General features: G+C 69.1%; 2 protein-coding genes. Both read left to right on the top strand.

What is annotated here, in order from left to right; genetic code table 11:
• On the top strand, positions 1 to 978 hold a 978-nt coding region (locus tag AB1207_RS24400), incomplete at its 5' end, for an ABC transporter permease (protein ID WP_367641432.1).
• Positions 978 to 1,759, top strand: a 782-nt coding sequence (locus AB1207_RS24405) for an ATP-binding cassette domain-containing protein (RefSeq protein WP_367641433.1), incomplete at its 3' end; no start/stop codon positions are given. The genes AB1207_RS24400 and AB1207_RS24405, both read left to right, overlap by 1 nt.

A 1,759-nucleotide genomic window follows, 5' to 3' on the forward strand; every position in this document is an offset into this window, starting at 1 on the left:
CCGGCGCAGCGGGTGCAGCACGTGCTGCACTCCTACCCGGCGGTGTCGCCGGCGATCATCCTGGTCATCGCGGTGGTGGTGTTCACCGGGTTGAACCCGAACTTCGCCCAGCCGAACGCGTTGTCGCTGCTGGTGCAGCAGACGGCGGTGGTGGCGGCGTTGGCGGTGGGTCAGACGTTGATCATCCTGACCGCCGGGATCGACCTGTCGGTCGGGGCGATCACCATCTTGGCCACGATGCTGTCGGCGACGCTGGCGTCCAAGAACGGGTTGCCGGCGGTGCTGTGCCTGTTGGTCGGGGTGGCCGTCGGGGTGGGTGCGGGGGCGTTGAACGGTCTGCTGGTGACGCGGGTGAACCTGCCCCCGTTCATCGTCACCCTGGGCACGTTGTCGATCTTCACCGCGATCGCCCTGCTGTACTCGGGGGGGCAGTCGATCCAGGGTGATGACCTGCCGGGGTTGTTGAACTGGACGGGGACGGCGATCCGCCCGTTCGGGCCGGGCAGTTTCTACATCACCACCGGGGTGCTGATCGTGGCGCTGTTGTACGTGGTGGTGGGGTTCGCGCTGAGCCAGTCGGCGTGGGGCCGGCACGTGTACGCCGTCGGTGATGACCCCGAGGGGTCGCGGCTGGCCGGCATCCAGGTCAAGCGGGTCCTGCTGAGCGTGTACGCCGCGGCGGGGTTGATCTACGGGTTGACCGCGTGGGTGCTCATCGGGCGGGCCGGGGCGGCGTCGCCGAACGCGATCACCGAGGCGAACCTGGCTTCCATCACCGCCGTGGTCATCGGTGGGACCAGCTTGTTCGGCGGCCGGGGTGGGGTGCTGGGCACGTTGCTGGGGGCGTTGATCGTGCAGTCCTTCGCCTCGGGGTTGTCGTTGGCGGGGGTGGACGACCAGTTCCGGGTGCTGGCCATCGGCATCCTGGTGATCGTCGCGGTCTCGGTGGACCAGTGGATCCGGAAGGTGAAGGCCTGATGAGTGAGGTGGCGACGGGAACTCCCGTCTTGCAGGCGCGGGGTCTGGTCAAGACGTACGGCAAGGTCGTCGGCCTGGACGGCGTGGACGTGGACCTGTACCCCGGGGAGGTCCTGGCCGTCATCGGCGACAACGGGGCCGGCAAGTCCACCCTCATCAAGGCACTCACCGGCGCCGTGGTGCCCGATGCGGGGGAGTTGCGGCTGGACGGGCGGGTCGTGGAGTTCAAGCGGCCGCAGGACGCCCGCGAGGCCGGGATCGAGACCGTCTACCAGACCCTCGCCGTCGCGCCGGCGTTGGACATCGCCTCCAACCTGTACCTGGGGCGGGAGGAGCGGCGTCCGGGGGTGTTGGGGTCGGTGTTCCGGATGCTGGACAAGAAGGGGATGAAGAAGCGGGCCGGGGAGGCGGTGCAGCGGCTGGGGATCCAGACGATCCAGGACATGGGTCAGGCCGTGGAGACGCTCTCGGGTGGGCAGCGGCAGGCGGTGGCGGTGGCCCGGGCGGCGGCGTTCGGGTCCAAGATCGTGGTGCTGGACGAGCCGACCGCGGCGTTGGGGGTGAAGGAGGGCAACCTGGTCCTGTCGATGATCGAGCAGCTGCGGGACAGCGGGATGCCGGTGATCTTGATCAGTCACAACATGCCGCACGTGTGGCAGGTGGCGGACCGGATCCACATCCAGCGGTTGGGTCGGCGGGCGGCGGTGATCACCCCGTCGTCGCACTCGATGGGTGAGGGGGTGGCGATCATGACCGGCGCCGTCACCGTCCCCGCCGAGGA

The sequence above is a fragment of the Kineococcus endophyticus genome (assembly GCF_040796495.1).
Lineage (GTDB): Bacteria > Actinomycetota > Actinomycetes > Actinomycetales > Kineococcaceae > Kineococcus > Kineococcus endophyticus.